This is a genomic window from Duncaniella sp. B8 (assembly GCF_005304985.1).
In the GTDB taxonomy this organism is placed as follows: domain Bacteria; phylum Bacteroidota; class Bacteroidia; order Bacteroidales; family Muribaculaceae; genus Duncaniella; species Duncaniella muris.
In genome coordinates this window covers 1,701,128-1,718,965 of record NZ_CP040121.1, presented here as the reverse complement: position 1 = coordinate 1,718,965, position 17,838 = coordinate 1,701,128, and the positions used below count along the sequence as shown (strand labels likewise).

At 54.0% G+C, this 17,838-nt stretch carries 11 protein-coding genes, 2 tRNA genes and 1 pseudogene; 12 read left to right on the top strand and 2 right to left on the bottom strand.

The features are described 5' to 3' along the window. Positions 1-215: 215 nt before the first annotated feature. The 12 genes from FDZ78_RS07470 (at position 216) to FDZ78_RS07420 (ending at position 12,031) form a co-directional block, all read left to right on the top strand. A complete protein-coding gene (locus tag FDZ78_RS07470; RefSeq protein ID WP_136408329.1) occupies positions 216-2,432 on the top strand; it encodes an LruC domain-containing protein in 2,217 nt (738 codons plus the stop codon). A gap of 178 nt (positions 2,433-2,610) precedes the next feature. After that, positions 2,611-2,769 carry a hypothetical protein gene (locus FDZ78_RS14615; RefSeq protein WP_168181992.1) on the top strand — a complete coding sequence of 53 codons (159 nt, stop codon included), beginning with the start codon at positions 2,611-2,613 and terminating at the stop codon, positions 2,767-2,769. Positions 2,770-2,771: 2 nt separating this feature from the next. Next, positions 2,772-3,305 (top strand): GNAT family N-acetyltransferase, encoded by a 534-nt coding sequence (locus FDZ78_RS07465; RefSeq protein WP_123399566.1) that lies wholly within the window; start codon positions 2,772-2,774, stop codon positions 3,303-3,305. A gap of 99 nt (positions 3,306-3,404) precedes the next feature. After that, positions 3,405-6,197, top strand: a complete 2,793-nt coding sequence (polA, locus tag FDZ78_RS07460; protein WP_136408328.1) for a DNA polymerase I — start codon at positions 3,405-3,407, stop codon at positions 6,195-6,197. 78 nt (positions 6,198-6,275) lie between these two features. Beyond that, positions 6,276-6,596, top strand: a complete 321-nt coding sequence (locus FDZ78_RS07455; protein ID WP_107031095.1) for a metal-sulfur cluster assembly factor — start codon at positions 6,276-6,278, stop codon at positions 6,594-6,596. A 37-nt stretch (positions 6,597-6,633) separates the two neighbouring features. Continuing rightward, positions 6,634-7,386 (top strand): UDP-2,3-diacylglucosamine diphosphatase, encoded by a 753-nt coding sequence (locus FDZ78_RS07450; protein WP_107031094.1) that lies wholly within the window; start codon positions 6,634-6,636, stop codon positions 7,384-7,386. 488 nt (positions 7,387-7,874) lie between these two features. Further along, positions 7,875-8,297 (top strand): Fur family transcriptional regulator, encoded by a 423-nt coding sequence (locus FDZ78_RS07445; protein WP_136408327.1) that lies wholly within the window; start codon positions 7,875-7,877, stop codon positions 8,295-8,297. Positions 8,298-8,400: 103 nt separating this feature from the next. Further along, the gene (locus FDZ78_RS07440) at positions 8,401-8,952 is read left to right on the top strand and encodes an NADH peroxidase (RefSeq protein WP_107031092.1); all 552 of its coding nucleotides are present in this window, start codon (positions 8,401-8,403) and stop codon (positions 8,950-8,952) included. Between the two features lie 288 nt (positions 8,953-9,240). Beyond that, positions 9,241-10,254, top strand: a complete 1,014-nt coding sequence (locus tag FDZ78_RS07435) for a M28 family peptidase (RefSeq protein ID WP_107031091.1) — start codon at positions 9,241-9,243, stop codon at positions 10,252-10,254. 134 nt (positions 10,255-10,388) lie between these two features. Further along, a tRNA-Asn gene (locus FDZ78_RS07430) sits at positions 10,389-10,462 on the top strand. A 30-nt stretch (positions 10,463-10,492) separates the two neighbouring features. Continuing rightward, positions 10,493-10,566 (top strand) — tRNA-Asn (locus FDZ78_RS07425). A 277-nt stretch (positions 10,567-10,843) separates the two neighbouring features. Next, the gene (locus FDZ78_RS07420; RefSeq protein ID WP_136408326.1) at positions 10,844-12,031 is read left to right on the top strand and encodes a hypothetical protein; all 1,188 of its coding nucleotides are present in this window, start codon (positions 10,844-10,846) and stop codon (positions 12,029-12,031) included. Between the two features lie 451 nt (positions 12,032-12,482). Here FDZ78_RS07420 and mfd read toward each other — a convergent pair. Together mfd and FDZ78_RS07410 are read right to left on the bottom strand one after the other, a co-directional pair. Continuing rightward, positions 12,483-15,823: pseudogene (gene mfd / locus FDZ78_RS07415) on the bottom strand (transcription-repair coupling factor). A gap of 31 nt (positions 15,824-15,854) precedes the next feature. Next, complete coding sequence (locus FDZ78_RS07410; RefSeq protein WP_136408325.1) at positions 15,855-17,504, bottom strand: S41 family peptidase; 1,650 nt, start codon at positions 17,502-17,504, stop codon at positions 15,855-15,857. Positions 17,505-17,838: the final 334 nt, after the last annotated feature.

Sequence of the window (17,838 nt, the reverse complement as noted above, 5' to 3'; positions counted from 1 at the left end):
ACAGCCCCATCCGCAGCCCCATCCGCAAACCGCTGAAAAGCTCGCAATACTAATAAATGTTAACAATAGGGCAATTTTTCTACATTTTTTCACGTTGATTGATTTAAAGTGCCTAATTTTACGGGTGAATACCAACACATGCATCTTCTCTATAAATTTATTTCCAATCAAACAGTTTCAATTGCGTTGGAAAAACACATCATAACACCTTGAATATGGACAAATTACCTCCCGCAACAGGGGTTGCCCGCATAGGGTACTCCGCGTTGCTGGCACTCAGTGCATTAGCATTCGGCTCGTGTGCCGACACTGCTCCTGAGATTCCACAGGAAGAACTTTATCTCAGAGGATTCATCCGCCAGTTCGGAGTTCCCGATCTGGAACGGTCCTGGAGCATGGCCAAGCCCATAAAAGCTACAGTAAATCTCAGATCGAAGACCGACGGAATAGCCCGTATCTATACCGATTCGCCTAATACCCCCGGCTGCCAGATGCTTGCCGCAGTCGAAGTGGCCTCCGGCCGCGGAACCGCATGTTTTGACGCGGACATACGCAGCAATCATGTGTATGTGCGTGTGGAAAACCGCGACGGCCAGGTGGAACTTTCCGGATTCATGCCTGTCAGCAAAGGGGCTGTCAGCATCACCGACAGCCGCAGTTCACGCTCAGGCAACTGCCCGGTCACCAAAAAAGCCGTTGAGCTTGAGGTTGACAGAATAAATGACAAGTGCCTGGAATTTCTCACCGGATTCCTCAGCGAGAACCCTGACAACTATCGCTTGAGCTGGGACGCTCTGGAGAAAGGAGACGACGAGATAGCCCGGAAACTCAGCCAGGAATACATTCTGTCAAACAAGCAGAAAGAGAATGTGCCCAATCTGTATCGTCTGGAGAACTTCGACTATTCACAGCGCTGCCCGGAATTCAGCATCGACGATATAAAACCGATCATACACCAGTACACCACCCCTGACGGAGAAGTGAAACCCGGACTCTTCGCAGAATATTCCGACCACGGAAACGAGATCTCAAACCTGCAGAAATATTATCATGAATTGAAGACTCTTGACCCTGACGTGGAACTGACAGTGAAAGAAGACGGTCCGGTGGTATTCGACCTGATGTGGCGCGCGCTCACCGAAAACGCCTACTGGGGCTATTACTATTACGATGAGGAAGACGCGAAAACCATCCGCACCGATCCCTGGGGCTTCTACAATCGTGTGCCCAAATTCATAGTGCTTGACTATGAAGGCAATGCCGACAACCGACTTCAGGGTGACAACTCGCTGATGGAGATGAGACTCTGCAAAAACTGGGAACATCACAGTTCGGTGTACTACACAGACCCTGAGGATGACTCCCCAAACCACACTCTGAACGAAACCTGGGAGAAAATGGACTGGAACGCCTGCCGCACCACATACAATGAAGGCAAAAAGCTTCGCGGATGCAAGATCCGCTCCGTCAGCATGAAGCTGGTCTACTTCGGTAAAGACGGCAACGGCGAAGCGACCTACGACTTTCCGGCCGGAACAAGAATCGGTTTCATCTATGGCTCAAGCGGCCGCTCCGAGAAATTCTATCTGAGCGACGCCATACTCTCTCAGGCCATCCACCGCCCGTCGACAACCTATTCAGGTTCAGGTCAGGTCTCCGACGAGATCAAAAAATCGTCTGACTGGTTTCCGACATCAGCAAAGTTCAACTTCAACGGTGAGAATTATGTGGGGTTTGAGGACGGAGGCCTTGACTGCGACCTTAACGACTTCATGTTCCGCGTCCACAACACATGGCCCCCTGAGACAGACATCACTCCCGACGATCTGCCCCGTCCCGACTCAAAGGAATGGATCATAGCCTGCGAGGACCTCGGAAGTTTCGATGACTATGACTTCAATGACGTAGTGCTGAAAGTAGCTTTCGTGCCAAAAGCCACTGAGGGCGGCAGGAACAAGGTAAGAATCACTCCTGTGGCATGCGGAGGTAAACTCAACAGCTACGTCTATTTTCAGGATCATGCGCTCGGCGAGATCCATTCGCTGTTAGGTTGTCCCGGAGGCATACCCGCCGGCGTAGGCAACGGCACTCCTGACATAGACCACTCGAAAGTCAGATCATTGGAATTCGAGGTTGATGATGACTGGCTGCTGTCAGAAAGATACGAAACCGACTTCACCGTCAGCACTACCTGGATGAACGGCGAGGAAATCAGAGGCGAATGGATCAAAAAGATCCAGGACGGAATAAACGGCGAACACCTCAAAGCCCCGCAGATACTCCTGCTCCCCACTGAATGGAGCTGGCCGGTGGAACGCTGCGGAATTCTCGACGCTTATCCGGACTTCATAAAGTGGATCGGCAATATAGAGAATTATGACTGGGTTGACAACAAGCCTTATCCCGGAAACATCTATACACGTATCGACTGAGCAACAAATTATTGAATGCACACAGACAGAGAGTCTCTGTCGCAGGGTGTGCCGGAGCATTAGTGTGGTCGCTCCGGCACACCCTTTGCACATTGAAATTCTCGAAATTTCAGCATTCAATCCTTATATGTCAATTTTTTGTTGTATCTTTGTAATCAGACAACTAAAATCCTCAGATATGGCAAGACCAATTAAAGAAACCCCGGTGCTGAAGGGGAAAGACGCAGAGCGATTCGCAGAAAAGATGGAGACTGTCGGACGTGCATCCGCCAAAGAAATTGAGGAGGCCCGCAAAGCATACGAGGCGTTCAAAGCCATCAGCACCTTTCCGATGTGATTATGAATTTTGAAAAGTTCACGTTTCGGCAGATTGAAGCCGACACAGAAATAAAGCCGTTTGATTGTGGTGACCCCGATTTGAACGGCTTTCTTTTTGATGACGCTAAGAATTATCTTGATGTCATGCTTGCCGTAACATATCTGCTTGAAGACAACGAAGCAAATAAAACTGTGGCATACTATTGCCTGTTGAATGATAAGATTGAACTTGACCCCGATGAAAGATCAAAGTGGAACAAGATTAACCGTAAGATCCCAAACAATAAACGATACCATGCTTATCCATCCGTGAAAATCGGACGCTTGGGAGTATCTCAGGAGTATGCCAATAAGCATATCGGGCAAATGGTTCTTATGCAGATCAAAATGATCTTTTCCCGTATGACATTAAGCGGATGCAGGTTTATTACTGTGGATGCGTATTCAAATGCTGTTCCGTTTTATGAGAAATGTGGGTTCCATTGTCTTTCTGATAAAGATATCAATGAGCCGACAAGAGCTATGTATTTTGATTTGATGTACTATAAGAAATAGAGGTGGATCTCAGAGAGCGTTTAAGTTTATTTGTCAGAGGATTTGAGGGAGTATGTGAAATTTAATCACTAACTTTACCCCAAATTTGACTTTACCAATATGGAAAAACGCCTATTCCTGCTCGATGCATACGCTCTGATCTACCGGGCCTACTATGCCCTGATACGTTCGCCACGCTTTGCCGGCAACGGGTTCAACACCTCGGCTGTGTTCGGCTTCTGCAACACGCTCGACGAACTTCTGCGCAAGGAAAACCCTTCGCACATAGCCGTGTGCTTCGATCCTTCAGGTCCGACATTCCGCCACGAGGAATTCGCCGACTACAAAGCCAACCGCGACAAGCAGCCGGAAGATATCACCGCGTCGGTGCCTTATATCAAGCGTATCCTCGAAGCCTACCGCATCCCGGTGATCGAGGTGAAGGGCTATGAGGCCGATGACGTGATAGGCACTCTGGCCAAGCGCGCGGCCGCCGAGGGTTATGACACCTACATGATGACCCCTGACAAGGACTACGGCCAGCTGGTCGATGACCATATCTTCATGTATCGTCCGGCGCTCCGTGGCGAGGGCTTCGAGATACGCGACGCAGCCAAGGTCTGTGAGCGCTACGGAATAGCCCGCCCCTCGCAGGTGATAGACCTCCTGGCGCTCGAAGGGGATGCCTCCGACAACATTCCCGGCTGTCCGGGTGTCGGCGAGAAGACCGCCCGCACCCTGATCGAGACCTGGGGATCTGTGGAAAACCTGCTCGAAAACACTGACAGCCTCAAAGGCGCGCTGCAGAAAAAGGTCCGCGAGAACGCCGACCAGATCCGCCTTTCAAAATATCTTGCCACGATCAAGACCGATGTGCCCGTGGATATTTCCGTCAGCTCGCTCGAACGCAAGCCGATGGACGTGGACAAGCTGCTTGAGGTTTACGGCGAACTGGAGTTCCGCACTCTGGCCGCGCGCCTCAAAGCCGGAGCCCGCCAGGGGCAGGCCGACACACAGCCGGCTGCCGCCCCCGCCCCGCCACAGCCTGAGGCTGACAGCAGCGGCATGGGATCGCTCTTCGACATGCCCGATGACGGCGCCACGGCTTCCGACACTCCGGCTCAGGCCTGCGAGAGCCGCGACTACCGCCGCATCGAAAGTCCGGCTGAAGCAGCCTTGGTGGTCAGCCGCATTTCCGGTTCGGAATTCATCGGGACATCGTTCTACGCCATCGGCGAGGACAGCATGACCGCGCGCTGGTCAGGACTCGCTCTTTCAGTGAGCGACTGCGAGGGCTGGTTCATTGATCTCCCCGCCGACTCGCCGGAACGCCGCGCCGAACTGCTTGCAGTGATTGAGCCGCTGTTTACCGGCAGCGCCACTCTGGTGAGCCACGATGTGAAACGCGGCTATCTGCTGCTCAAAAAAGAAGGCGTCAATCTGACAGCCCCCTGGTTTGACACCTCCGTGGCCCACTATCTGATCGATCCGGAAATGAAACACGAGTTGCGCTATGTGGTGGCCAAATATCTCCGCCTCGAACTCGCAGGAGTGGCCCCGGATTCAAAAGCAGGCCACCCGAAGACGGCGCTTGAGCCGGAGGCCGCCGTGGCCCGCTACTGCGAGGAGGCCGATCTGGCCCTGCGGCTGCGCGCTCCGCTCCAGAGCGATGTGGATAGCCGCGAGATGGGCCGGCTGCTGGCCGATGTGGAGTTTCCGCTGATCAGAGTGCTCGCCGAGATGGAATTCACAGGAGTGAGAATCGACTCAAACGTGCTTACCGACCTCTCCGCCCGGCTGAAAGAGCGTATCCGCGCTCTGGAGGAAGAGGCCTATGAAATGGCCGGCGGTCCGTTCAACATCGGCTCTCCCGCCCAGGTCGGCATGGTGCTGTTCGAAAGGCTCAACATCGACCCCAAGGCCAAGAAGACCGCCCGCGGATCCTACTCGACAACCGAGCAGGTGCTTGAGAAATATGCCCCGAAGGTGCCCCTGGTCAGCCTGATTCTGAAGATCAGGCGCCTCAAGAAGCTGGTGACCACCTATCTTGACGCACTCCCGGCGCTGGTCAATCCGCAGACCGGAAAAATCCACACCTCCTATAACCAGACAGTCACTGCCACCGGGCGCATATCGTCGACCAACCCCAACCTGCAGAATATCCCCGTCAGGACTGACGAAGGCCGCGAGATACGCCGCGCGTTCATAGCCGATCCGGGCGACATGATCATGAGCGCCGACTATTCACAGATCGAGTTGCGCCTCATAGCCGATCTGTCGGCAGACCGCGACATGATAGAAGGCTTCCTCTCAGGCGATGACATACACCGCATCACGGCATCTAAAATCTACGGTGTTCCGCTCGAAGAGGTCACTGACGACCAGCGCCGCCACGCCAAGACGGCCAACTTCGGTATCATCTACGGCATCTCGGCCTTCGGTCTGTCGGAGCGTCTGGGAATAGCCCGCGCCGAAGCCAAGAAACTGATCGACGGATATTTCGCCACCTATCCCCACATACGCGAATATCTCAGCAAATCAGTGGAGACTGCCCGCGAGCAGGGCTATGTCAGCACCCGCATGGGTCGCCGCCGCTATCTGCCCGACATCAACTCGCGCAATGCGGTGGTGCGCGGCTATGCCGAACGCAATGCCGTCAACGCCCCCATCCAGGGCTCGGCCGCCGACATCATCAAGGTGGCCATGATCAGCATCTTCAACGAGATGGAAGCCCGCGGCATGAGATCGAGAATGCTGATGCAGGTGCATGACGAACTCATATTCAACATTGTGCCCGGAGAGACCGAAGAGATGCGGAAACTCGTAGTCAGCTGCATGGAAAACGCCTATCACGGCGCAGTGCCACTGACAGTCTCAGCCGGCATAGCCGACAACTGGCTCGGAGCACACTGACAAAAATCACCACCTATATTATATATAGCAAGTATTATTATAGCAAGTTCACACTTACAAACGAAAACAAGCCCATATATGACTCCCGAAGAGAAACTTCAGATAGAAGAACGCATCGTCACGATGCTCAAAACTGTCTACGACCCCGAAATTCCGGTAGACATCTATAACTTAGGCCTGATCTACAGCATAGACCTCGATGATGACGGTAATCTGAAAATCGACATGACCCTGACCGCGCCCAACTGTCCGGCCGCCGATTTCCTCGTGGAAGATGCCCGCATCAAGCTCGAAAGCATCGAGGGAGTGAAAAGTGTAGATATCCGCATAGTCTTCGAGCCAGAATGGACCAAAGACATGATGAGCGAAGAAGCCAAACTCGATCTCGGATTTCTCTGAGCATAAAGCATCGGACTCAACAGACAGCTACTGAAAGGTGAGCACACGCAACAAGACATATTTCATCAGTGACCTCCATCTCGGAGCCTCCTACATCAGTGACCCCCGGCAACATGAGATGCGGGTGGTCAGCTTCCTGCATTCCATTGCTCCTGACTGCCGGCGGCTCTATCTGCTTGGTGACGTGCTGGACTACTGGTGGGAATACCGCAACGTGGTTCCACGCGGATTTACCCGCTTTTTCGGCGCCCTTGCAGCTCTGGCCGACAGCGGAGTCGAAATCACATGGCTCAAAGGCAACCACGACATCTGGATTTTTGACTATCTCCCGTCAGAAATCGGGCTGAAGGTCCATGACGGAATCCTTGTCACCGAACTTGACGGGCACCGCTTCCTGCTGGAACACGGCGACGGCGTAGGGCGTCTCCCCTGGTCGTTCCGCCGGCTGCGCTCACTCTTCCGCTCACGCACAGCCCAGAGGCTCTTTGCTGCCATCCACCCGCGCTGGACGGTAGGCTTCGCACACTCCTGGTCATCACATTCCCGCAAGCAAGGAGGCTATGTGGCCTCTGACCGTGCGGGCGACTCGCTAATCGAGTTTGCCGAAGAATACAGCCGCAATCCTTCCAATCCGAAAGTCGACTATTTCATTTTCGGCCACTGTCACATTTTGCTTCGAAAGCCAGTAGGAAACGGGGCTGAAATGGTGATCTTAGGTGACTGGATCAGCCGTTTCAGCTATGCCGTATGGGACGGAAACTCACTGTCGACACGCATTTATGAAGAGTGAAAGAATCATGTCGCCCTACCTCTTTAACGTATATTAAATATTATATGCAATATTTTCACATTTACATAATCACCTGACTGACATTGATCTATATGTCAATTCTGCAATAATTGCAAATTCTTCGATATAAAATTATGTTGGAAAACATATAGATTTATTTGTCAGGAGCAGAATCTTGTCCTACCTTTGCACCACGAACCTAAAACAATCTTTTTTACCTTAGAAATTGTACCTATTGGAAACTCATAAACGGGAGCCGCGCGAAGCTGCTCCCGTTTAATTTTATCAAAAGCGAAACAAACCGGCAAAAGCGCAAGCACCGGAAGCCGGATCAGAGAAAGCAGCGAAAGCTCTTTTTGAAAAAATTAACACTTGATATGGAGATTTCACTTGCATAAGAGAAGTAAATGGTATAACTTTGTATCGAAATTAAAATTGTAATTATTACAACTTAATAATAAATCCAAACCCAAAGTTCCGTTGATACGATGCAATCCTATAGTTTCACCACTCAAGAAATCCTGGACACCCTCTCGGAAGGAGGCGTAAAACCATCCGCGCAGCGGATGGCCATCCTCAGATTTCTGATGGAAAACCGGGTACATCCCACAGTCGACGAGATATTCAAGGCCCTGCAGCCGGAAAACCCCACGCTTTCGCGCACCACAGTCTACAACACACTGCGACTGCTGACCGAAGCCGAGATAATCCGCTGCATCGAAACCGGAGTCAACGGCGCCCGCTGGGACTACTCTCAGCATGACCACGCCCACTTCCTCTGTACGGAATGCGGCCGAGTAACTGACGTAGCCTTTACGATGCCCTCGTCACTGCCTCTCCCGGAGAGCGGCTATCAGGTAAAGTCAGCGGATGTGATCTTCCGAGGCACCTGCCCCCTCTGTGCCGGATAAAGGCCTCACCTACCCCACTCCGCCCCCGGCGGCGTAAAACGCCGGCAGCAAACACAAAGAAACAAAATAAAATATCGTATAATTATCTAAACAACACAAACTTATGAAAAAGAAATTCATCTGCACCGTATGTGGTTACGTTCACGAAGGTGACGAAGCACCTGAAATCTGCCCCCTCTGCAAAGCACCCCGTTCAAAATTCAAGGAACTTAACGAAAGCGCAGCTCTCGAATTCGTGACCGAACACGTGATCGGCATTGCAAAAGATACCGATGACGAAATGAAGGCTGACCTCCGCGCACACTTCGAAGGCGAATGCGCCGAAGTAGGCATGTATCTGGCCATGTCGCGCCAGGCCGACCGCGAAGGCTATCCTGAAATCGCAGAAGCCTTCAAGCGCTACGCCATTGAAGAAGCCGAACATGCTTCTAAATTCGCAGAGCTCCTCGGCGAATGCGTATGGTCGACCAAAGAAAACCTCGAAAAGCGCATGGCTGCCGAAGCCGGAGCCAATGCCGACAAGATGCGCATCGCACGTCGTGCCAAAGAGCTCAACCTCGATGCAATCCATGACACCGTTCACGAAATGGCCAAAGACGAAGCCCGCCACGGCCAGGGCTTCCAGGGTCTCTACAACCGCTATTTCAAGAAATAAGAGCTTGTCTGAAAACAACTCCTAAGCCCAAAATGGCAGCATAATAGCTATAAGCCTATTTTTCAGAGGCGCACATCTCCATGTGAGTGTGCGCCTTTTTCATTGTCAGACAGTGACCGGGCTCCATGTCATGTTAATTAAAATTAACATGCAAATTATTTTGTAACAGTTTTGTTGGCAATTTGTAACTATGTTGTAACTTTGTCGGACAATACCTCTATTGTGTCGCAAATGGAATGACACAACCGGCACCAAGCCAATCTAATTCAGAGTCAACAAAGGAGAAACATGAAACGAATTTTTTACACCGCAATGCTCTGCATTGCCGTTGTCGTCACAGCCATAGGCTGCAAGACATCTCCGAAGACAGGAAACGACAAAAAAAGCGGCACTGAGAAAAGCCTGAAAGAACCTGTCAAATTCAACCGCGACAGCGCATATGCCTATGTGCGCCGTCAGGTAGCCTTTGGTCCACGCGTTTCAGGCACTCCCGCCAATCTCAAATGCCGCGACTATATAGTCTCCGAACTGACCCGCCACGGAGCCCAGAACGTCAGCGTACAGACCGGCGAAGTCAAGGCCTTCAACGGCGATGTCCTGCCCATAGGCAATATCATGGGCTCCTATCAACCGGAAATCAAAGACCGCATTCTGCTCCTCGCCCACTATGACACCCGCCCCTGGGCCGACTCTGACGCTCAGGAGGAAAACCGCCTGCGGCCAGTACTCGGAGCCAACGATGGTGCCAGCGGAGTGGCCGTGTTGCTCGAAATAGGCCGCCTGCTCAACCAGCACAAAACTCCGGTTGGAGTTGACCTGCTGTTTGTCGACGCCGAAGACTACGGCCAGGCCTCAGGGTTCTCCACTCATGACTCCACCTGGTGTCTGGGCACACAATACTGGATCGAAAACATGCCCTACGCCTCTGACTCTCTGCCCCGCTATGCCATACTCTTCGACATGGTAGGCGGCGTAGGCGCCAAGTTCCACCGCGAATTTTTCTCCGACTCAGAAGCCAGCCAGCTCGTTGACAAAGTCTGGTCCGTTGCCGAGCGCTCCGGCTTCGGCGACCGCTTCATCAACAAAAACGGCGGATCCGTGGTCGATGACCATATCTTCCTCAACAAAGCCGGCATCCCGGCAATTGATATCATCGAGACCAAAAACGACGAGACAGGATCGTTTGCCCCGACCTGGCACACCGCCAATGACAACCTCGACAACATCGATCCCTCCGCCATGCAGGCTGCAGGCCAGACCGTGCTCAACCTGCTCCACAACGAAATCCAGTGTGTGCAGTGACCGCTCCACACATTCCAAGGCATAAAAAAAATAAAACAATTTTTCAAATTTTCCGCCAAAAGGTTGCATAATTAAAAAAAACAGTGTAATTTTGCAACGCAAATTTAGGGAGAGCCCAAAGAAAAATTGCATCTGCTTCAGTAGCTCAGTTGGTTAGAGCACCTGACTGTTAATCAGGGGGTCGTTGGTTCAAGCCCATCCTGAAGCGCAAAACGCCATACTTAAAACAATATCCAAAGCTTCAGTAGCTCAGTTGGTTAGAGCACCTGACTGTTAATCAGGGGGTCGTTGGTTCAAGCCCATCCTGAAGCGCGCATCGAAAGAGGCAGGCGGTTCGACAGATATGTCGGACCGCCTGTTTCTTTCCATATATGCAAAACAGTGCATCAATCGGGCAAAATAGTATCATATCAAGCGTTTAATTTTGCATAAATTTGCAAAAATTGACTGACCTATCAACTTCACCTATCAAACAGCATTACCAATAACATTCGATCAGAAACTCTTAGACCTGACATCACACACGCTGAAATAACCTAAAAAACACCATATCAAAAACATCTTCTTACCTAAATCACATTTTACGCTTATGATCAAACATCTACTCGCATCAGCCGCTCTCGTAGCAGCGCTCTCCGCATCAGCCGCCGAAGTAACCCTATGGGAAGGCAGCTGCAATCTCGGCACAAGCTGGTCAGAGTCATTCTCTATCCCACAGTCTGAGCTCACCGTGCTTGGCAATGAGTCAGCCGTTCTGACTTTCCACTACACTCTTGATTCCAAATGTACCTATTGGCAATACAAACCTTGCTCAGACGTATCCGGCTGGACACCACTTGATGTGGCCACTGAACTCGGCAACGACTACCAGTGCATTTCGGTAGAAGCAGGTTCAAGCAAAACCGACTGCCCCCTTGGTGCCAAAGATATAGCGGCCATCAAGGCTGACGGTCTGCGCGTGCAGGGCTACGGCATGACTGTGACCAAAGTCACCTGCGAGACAGACAAGACCGTTGACGAAAACCTTCTGTGGGAAGGCGAATGCACTCTCTCGTGGAGCTCTCAGGGAGCCATCATCCCAGCCTCCAAACTGAAAGCAGGCGACCTTCTGAAATACACTTTCTCTACCGCCGGAAGCGGTTCTCAGGTCATTGTCAAGGGCGCTGACTGGAACGACCTCCTCGGCTCCGCCAAGATCGCCCAGAAAGATATCGCCACCGGTTCGGCAATCGTGGGCGTTACCCAGGAAATGCTTGACAACTGCGGCGCCAACATCAATGTACAGGGCGAAGGCGGCTGTGTGCTGACCAAAGTTGAACGCGCAGGTTCTTTCGATCCCGCCGGTGTAGTGGCCTATGGCGAACGCTTCTGCGGAACGAACGTATTCACAGTGCTACCCGAAAGTGCTACCCAGCTCGCCGTGACTTTCACCGCAGCCGTTGACTATGCACAGCTGATGAACAGCAGCTGGACCGACCTTGCGGCCACCAGCTCCAGCAAGACCAACGCTGACGGCACCGTGACCTACACATTCGGCCTCACAGCAGATATGATCTCGGCCATCAATGCCAAGAAAGAGCTTATCATCAATTCCAACGGCAAGCTCATTTCCGTAAACCTGCCTTCTGGCGATGACAGCGGCATAGCCGATATCGTGGCCGACGAAAACGCTCCCGTTGAATACTTCAACCTCCAGGGTATCCGCGTTGAAAACCCAGAAAACGGCCTCTACATCCGCCGTCAGGGCAACAAGGTTTCAAAAGTTATCATCCGATAAGGCTGCTTATACCTTTTCCGTCTACAAACCATAATCTGAACAAGTTTCAGAAGTCGAGGGGCTGCACCGATGGGTGCAGCCCCTTTGTTATGCTATGACGGCCGGATGGAGATGTCCGCAGGACATCGATTTACTCATAGCCCGTGACACCGTAGCGCACAGCGCCAAGGTGTCACGGGTTCGTGATTTCCCCGTCATGTGGTGTCCGGCGGACACCGATTTACCGTCATGCTGCGGGCGGGGGGCCATCCGGGGTCGTAAATCCGTGTCCTGGCGGACACGATAATTTGGATGAATGACTTTACCCCCCTACACCTACGCGCTTTGCGCTGCGGTGTAGGGGGCTACGAGTAAAACGGTGTCCTGCGGACACCCGCTATCCGTGCGCCATGCGGGGATTACAGATGGAGATGTCCGGCAGGACACCGATTTACCATCATGCTGCGGGGGATCAGGCTATGATTTCGGAAAGGATGGCAACGGCGGTTTCGACGTTGGTGACGTCGGCGATGGCGAATGAGCGCTTGCCGTTGCGCTCACGGATCTGCACCCGGCGCGGATTGGCGGTCAGATAGGCCAGCATCTTGCCGAACATTTCGGACTGATAGTAGGCCTTGTTGCTCTCGTCGACGAAATAGGTGTACATCCGGCCTTGTTTCAGGGCTACTTTTTCTATGCCAAGACGGCGAGCGAGGCTCCGCAGACGCGGAATGCGCAGCAATTCGGCGGTGACTGGCGGGATGGCGCCGAAACGGTCGGTGAGACGGTTTTTGAAGGCCTGCAGGTCGAGTTCGCGTTCTATGCCGTCGAGTTCCTGATAGAGGGCTATGCGTTCGCTCTCGGTTGGGACATAGTCGGCCGGCAGAAGCAGTTCCATGTCGCTCTCGATTACGCAGTCAGCCACAAAATCGGTCTGTGACTCGTCGAGACGGTCGGCCTGTTCGAGATCCGAGAATTCCTCGGTGCGCAGTTCGGTGACTGCCTCCTTGAGGATTTTCTGATATGTCTCGTAGCCGAGATCGGCTATGAAGCCTGACTGCTCCGCACCCAGGAGGTTGCCGGCTCCGCGGATGTCGAGATCCTGCATGGCAATGTGAATTCCGCTTCCGAGATCGCTGAAACTCTCGATTGCCTGGAGGCGCCGGCGCGCCACGGGGGTCAGGGGTATGTGGGGGGCACCAGAAGATAGCAGAAAGCCTTGCGGTTGCTTCGGCCCACACGTCCGCGGAGCTGATGAAGCTCGCTGAGGCCGAAGTTCTGGGCGTTGTTGACAATGATGGTGTTGACGTTTGGCATGTCGATGCCGCTTTCGATGATGGTTGTGGCTATCAGCACGTCGTAGTCATGGTTGGCGAAGTCGATGATGGCCTTTTCGAGTTTTTCGGGTGGCATCTGTCCGTGGGCCACGATCACGCGGGCGTCAGGGACAAGGCGTTTCACCTGGGCTTCAAGCTCATATAGTCCTTCGATGCGGTTGTTGATCATGAAGACCTGTCCGTTGCGCGAGAGTTCGAAGTTGACGGCCTCGGCCACAATGTCGTCGCCGCCGGCGCAGACGGAGGTGATGATCGGGTAGCGGTTGGCGGGGGGAGTGTTGAGCGAGGTGAGATCGCGTGCGCCCATGAGAGAGAACTGGAGGGTGCGGGGGATGGGGGTGGCGCTCATGGTCAGGGTGTCGACATTGATCTTCATCTGCTTGAGCTTTTCTTTGACGGCCACGCCGAATTTCTGTTCTTCGTCTACAATCAGCAGGCCGAGATCCTTAAAGCGGACATCCTTGCCAATGAGTTTGTGGGTTCCGATGAGTATGTCGATTTTCCCTTCGGCCAGATCGCTGATTATTTCCCTGACCTGCTTGGGAGTGCGGGCGCGGGATATGTAGTCGACTCTCACGGGGAGCTCTTTGAGGCGGTCGCGGAAGGTGTTGAAGTGCTGGTAGGCCAGCACCGTAGTCGGCACGAGCACGGCTGTCTGCTTTCCGTCGACAGCCGCCTTGAAAGCCGCGCGGATGGCTATTTCGGTCTTGCCGAAGCCCACGTCGCCGCAGATCAGTCGGTCCATCGGGCGGTCGCTCTCCATGTCGGCCTTGACGGCTTTGGTGGCGGTCAGCTGGTCAGGGGTGTCCTCGTAGATGAATGAAGCCTCCAGTTCCTGCTGCAGATAGCTGTCAGGGGCAAAGGCATGGCCCTTTTCGTCTTTGCGGGCGGCGTAGAGTCTGATCAGATCGCGGGCTATGTCCTTGAGTTTTGACTTGGTGCGCTCCTTCATCTTGTTCCATGCGCCGGAGCCGAGTTTGTTGATCTTCGGGGGCACGCCCTCCTTGCCTCGGTATTTGGCAAGTTTGTGGAGGGCGTGGATGGAGACGAAGATGATGTCGTCATTGGCATAGATGAGCTTGATCATCTCCTGGGTCTTGCCGTTGACATTGGTTCGGAGCAGTCCGGCGAACTTGCCTACGCCGTGGTCCACGTGGACTATGAAGTCGCCCGGCTCGATGGCGCTCAGTTCCTTGAGCGAGAGGGCGAGTTTGCCTGAGCGGGCGCGGTCGCTCTTGAGGGTGTATTTGTGGAAGCGGTCAAAGATCTGGTGGTCGGTGAAGACGCAGAGTTTGAGCGAGTGGTCGGTGAAACCTTCATGGACCGTAGGCATGACGGGCGAGAAGGCTATGTCGTCGCCGCGGTCGGCGAAGATGACTTTCAGGCGCTCGATCTGCTTCTCGCTGTCGCTGAGGATGCAGATGCGGTAGCCCTCGGAGAGGAAACGGGTGAAACTTTCGCTGATCAGCTCGAAATTCTTGTGGTAGATGGCCTGGGGCGAGCAGTGGAAGTCAATCGAGGCTCCGGCGGCGGGATCGGGCTGTGCGGCGGCCGAGAAGCGCAGCTGACGGAAGGAGCTGAAGGCACGGGTGAAGGCCTCGCCGTCGACCACCTGTTTCATGGCGTTGGTGTCGGTGCTGTCATCGACAGCGGCCAGGGCGCTCTGCGAAAGTTCCTCGGCACCGATGGCCCTTACGCGCTCCAGGGTGTAGAGAGCATCGCGGACCACGAAGAGGGTCGAGGGATCGACGAACTCCAGCAGCGACTCGCCTGACGACTGCGAGGCGACTCCGGAGGTTATGGCCACTTCTTCGAGGCGGCGTTCGGAGAGCTGGGTCTCAATGTTGAAGGTGCGGATGGAGTCGATCTCGTCGCCGAAGAAGTCGATGCGGAACGGAAGTTCGTGGCTGTAGCCGAAGATGTCGAGAATGGAGCCGCGTGCGGCAAACTGGCCCGGCTCATAGACATAGTCGACCTCCTGGAAGCCGTTTTGGCGCAGCCAGTCTATGGTGGCGGGGAGGTCCGTCTCGCGGTCTTTGCGCAGGTGGAGGGTGTGGCGGTCAATCACCTCGCGCCGGGCCACTTTTTCGGCCAGGGCCTCAGGATAGGTCACCACATAGGCCGGCGCGCGGTCGGAATGCCACTGGTTGAGGGCTTCGGTGCGCAGTATCTGCGAAGGGGGATCGACCTGGCCGTATCTGATGTCGCGCTTGTAGCCCGACGGGAAGAGCAGCACCCGGTCCTCGCCGAGGATGCGGCTGAGATCGTGGTAGATATAGCCGGCATCGTCGAGCGAATCGCCGACAACCACCGTGGGTACCTTGCGCGGATGGAGCGCCGCGAGCATCATGGCCGGCGCCGATCCGGCGAGGTTATAGACGGATATTATCGCAGTCTCGCCGCCGAGAGCCTTCTGGAGGGCTTCGCGGCGGCGGGACGACATGAATTCATCGCAGAGTTGCTGTATGGAGGTCATGCGTATGGGCTGATGAGGTGTTGCTTTGATGCTATTTCTTTTTACCTAAGATCTCGCTGAAGCGCGGGGTGGTCAGCACGGCTGCGGCCGAGTCGACGGCCTGGTCGTCGCGCAGCGAGTAGATGACCTCGCCGCGGTTGAAATAGTAACGGCTGAGGAGCTCGCCGGCTATGTAGGGGGTGAGATTCTTGCGGTTGATGTCGAGATCGCGGCCCAGGTCGTGGCGGAGCATGGTGGCGAGCACGTCAAACTGCGCGGCGATCGAGTCGTTCATATATCCTTCGGCGGTTGCTATCTCACGCAGCTGCTTGACGGCATTCTCGCAGACTTTGTCATAGTTGAATTTTGCGGGGTCGATGAAGTTCTTGAACTCGCTGTAGATCTCGTCTGTGACCTCGAAGGTCTCCGGCGGGGCAATAGTGTCATGGGTGGCGGCATACTTGTTGGCGAAGTTGAAGGCCCAGTTGTCGCGGACCACGTTGAAGGTCAGGCGGTTCACTTCGGGATATTCGATCTTGATGTCGGGGGTTATGCCACCGCCGTCGCGCACCTCGCGTCCGCCGGCTGTCTTGAACACGCTGGTCAGGCTGTCAGGGATTCTTGCCACAGATCCGTCAGGGTTGCGGCGGGAATAGTCGATGGCCTGGATGAGGCGTCCGGAGGGGATGTAGTATTTAGCCACGGTCACTTTCAGCAAGCCGTCATAGGGAAGCTCGCGGGTGCTCTGCACGAGGCCTTTGCCGTAGGAGCGGTTGCCGATGATCACCGCGCGGTCAAGATCCTGGAGCGCGCCGGAGACAATCTCCGATGCCGAGGCCGAATTGCCGTCAACAAGCACGGCGAGGGGTATTTTGGTGTCGATGGGGTTGATGCTTGTCTTGTAGACCTTCTCGTTGAGCACACCTTTGCCGCGGGTGGTCAGCACGGCGGTGCCTTTGGGCAGGAAGAGGCCGAGAATCTCCACGGCGCTCTCGACGAGGCCGCCGCCGTTGCCTCGGAGGTCGAGAATCAGACCTTTGGCGCCTTCCTTGATCAGTTTCTCCACTCCGGCGCGGACTTCGGGGAAGCTTTTTTCAGAGAAAGTGTTGAGCCCGATGTAGCCCACTCCGGGGCGCACCATGCCGACGTAGGGCACGGGCGGAATCTGGATCTTGGCGCGCTTGAATTCGAAGGTCTTGATGGAGTCGGCGGTCCAGGGGCGCTTCATCACCAGTTTCAGAGTCGATCCGCTCTGGCCTTTTAGCTTGTCGCTGACGCGGGCCGATGTCCATCCGAGCACCGAGTCGCCGTCGATTGTCAGGAATAGGTCACCGGGGCGCAGACCTGCTTTCTGGGCGGGACTTCCCTCGTAAGGCTCGGCAATGATCACGCCCTCCTCGTTCTGCTGGATGACTGACCCGATACCGCCATACTCGCCGGTGGTCATGGTGCGGAATGCGTCCTGGTCTTTGGCTGAGAAATATTCGGTGTAGGGGTCGATGTCGTCGAGCATTGCCACTATGGCTGTGTTGATGGACTTCTCGGCGTCGATGGAGTCGACGTAGAAAGTCTGGAGTTCCTTGTAGAGTGCGTTGAATATGTCAAGATTGCGCGAAATCTCGTTTTTCTTGCTGCGGGTTGCTGCGGAAGCGAGCACGCAGAGCAGGACTAACGATGCGGCGATGAGGGTAAGTTTTTTCATACTCCTGATTGATAGTGAATTGATGAATCCGTGAGGGCTTGCCGGAAGGGCGGGATGCAGCCGTGTCTGCGGGAGCTCCGAAACGGAGTCCCAAAGTTAATCAATAAATATAACAATCGAAATATCAATCTCGTTTAAACATGTTAACGGGCGGATCAACCCTAAGAGGGTGTTTCATAACAAGAGCTAAAATCTGAGTGGTGTATCTTTTAGATAAATTGTTGCAAGGGAGGAAGAAGCATAGCGAGCTATGCGACTGACGAGCTTCAACAATTTAGCAAAAGAGACACCAAGGCTCAGGTAACTTAAAAATTTTCACAAATGGAATATACTA